The sequence below is a fragment of the Lacisediminihabitans sp. genome (assembly GCF_036404185.1).
Lineage (GTDB): Bacteria > Actinomycetota > Actinomycetes > Actinomycetales > Microbacteriaceae > Lacisediminihabitans.
Genome location: NZ_DASWPB010000051.1, coordinates 1 through 1,961, shown reverse-complemented (window position 1 = coordinate 1,961; position 1,961 = coordinate 1). Strand labels below are relative to the sequence as shown.

Genomic DNA, 1,961 nt, shown 5'->3' with positions numbered 1-1,961 from the left:
CGGGACCGTTACCGTTTTGTCATCTTACGGTCGCAGAAAGTTCATAACCTCAGGCGCCGACGTAGATGTGGATGGCGACCTCGTTGGGCAGTTCGAGGCCCGTCTCGTGGCCCTCTGCCTCGACCAGCACGTAGGAGCCGGCCCGCGAGAACGTGGCCTGCGCCCCCGGCATCACACCGGCGGCACGCAGCTGCTCGAGCAGTTCCGGCTCGTACTGCACCGGCTCGCCGAGGCGACGGATGACGCCGCTCACCGGCGTCGGAGACCCGGCAACGAGGTTCACGATGCTGACGACCCCCTCGGAGAAGCTGCCGGCCGGGTGGTCGCCGAGCTCGGCGAGCCCGGGGATCGGGTTGCCGTACGGCGACTGGGTCGGATGCTCCAGCATCTGGATGATCCGCCGCTCCACCGACTCGCTCATGACGTGCTCCCAGCGGCAGGCCTCCTCGTGGACGAGCGCCCAGTCGAGGCCGATCACGTCGGAGAGCAGCCGCTCGGCGAGGCGGTGCTTGCGCATCACGTGGATGGCCTTGGCCCGGCCACCGTCGGTCAGCGACAGATGGCGGTCACCCTCGACCACCACGAGCCCGTCGCGCTCCATCCGGCCGACCGTCTGCGACACGGTGGGGCCGGAGTGCCCGAGGCGCTCGCTGATGCGTGCGCGCAGCGGGACGATGTTCTCTTCTTCGAGCTCGTAGATCGTGCGCAGGTACATCTCAGTGGTGTCAATGAGATCGGTCATCGTGGCTCCACCCTCCGCTTACTCCTCCGGTAAGCCTAACCTGCACCGACCCCCGCAGATTCCTCGCGGACGCGCCGGGACAAGGGCCTTAAGTCCCGACGGGCGGCCCGGGCCAGAGCAATAGAATGGCGCCCATGCCGGATCTCCACATCCCCTCTGAACTCCTGCCCGTTGACGGACGATTCGGCTGCGGCCCGTCCAAGGTCCGCCCGGAGCAGCTGGCCTATCTCGCCGGCGCCGGGGCGGCCATCATGGGCACCTCCCACCGCCAGGCGCCGGTCAAGAACCTCGTCGGTCGCGTGCAGAGCGGGCTGGCCGAGCTGTTCCGCATCCCCGACGGCTACGAGGTCGTCCTCGGCAACGGCGGCTCGACGGCGTTCTGGGATTCCGCGGCGTTCTCCCTCATCGAGAAGCGCAGCGAGAACCTCACCTTCGGCGAGTTCGGCTCCAAGTTCGCCGCCGCCGCGGGCGCCCCGTTCCTCACGGCCCCCAAGGTCATCACCGCCCCGGCCGGATCGCGCAGCGAGGTCGAGGTCATCGACGGCGTCGACGTCTACGCCTGGCCGCACAACGAGACCTCCACCGGCGTCATGGCCCCCGTCAGCCGGGTGAACGGCGATGCCGGCGCGCTGACCGTCATCGACGCCACGAGCGCGGCCGGCGGGATCGACATCGACGCCTCGCAGGCCGACGTCTATTACTTCGCCCCGCAGAAGAACTTCGCCTCCGACGGCGGCCTCTGGCTCGCCCTCTTCTCCCCGGCCGCCATCGAGCGGGTCGAGCGCATCGCCGCGAGCGACCGCTGGATCCCCGAGTTCCTCAGCCTCAAGAACGCGATCGACAACTCGCGCCTCAAGCAGACCCTCAATACGCCGGCCATCTCGACCCTCCTGCTCATGGAGAACCAGATCGACTGGATCAACGGCAACGGCGGACTGCCCTGGGCGGATGCGCGCACCCGCGAGTCGTCGTCCGTGCTCTACGACTGGGCGGCATCCGTCGACTACGCCACCCCGTTCGTCGTCGACCCGGAGCACCGCTCGCAGGTCGTCGCCACCATCGACTTCGCCGACACGATCGACGCGGCCGCCGTGGCGAAGACGCTTCGCGCGAACGGCATCGTCGACACCGAGCCGTACCGCAAGCTCGGCCGCAACCAGCTGCGGGTCGCGACCTTCGCGGCGATCGAGCCCGACGACGTGCGCAAGCTCGTCTCCGC

Annotated in this window: 2 protein-coding genes; one reads left to right on the top strand and one right to left on the bottom strand. The window is 68.9% G+C overall.

Annotated features, from left to right (window positions below; translation table 11 throughout):
• Positions 1–49: 49 nt before the first annotated feature.
• The gene (locus tag VGC18_RS02605; RefSeq protein ID WP_331093921.1) at positions 50–742 is read right to left on the bottom strand and encodes a metal-dependent transcriptional regulator; all 693 of its coding nucleotides are present in this window, start codon (positions 740–742) and stop codon (positions 50–52) included.
• Positions 743–876: 134 nt separating this feature from the next.
• Between VGC18_RS02605 and serC the strand changes: the two genes are divergently transcribed.
• On the top strand, positions 877–1,961 hold a 1,085-nt coding region (gene serC, locus VGC18_RS02600; protein ID WP_331093919.1), incomplete at its 3' end, for a phosphoserine transaminase.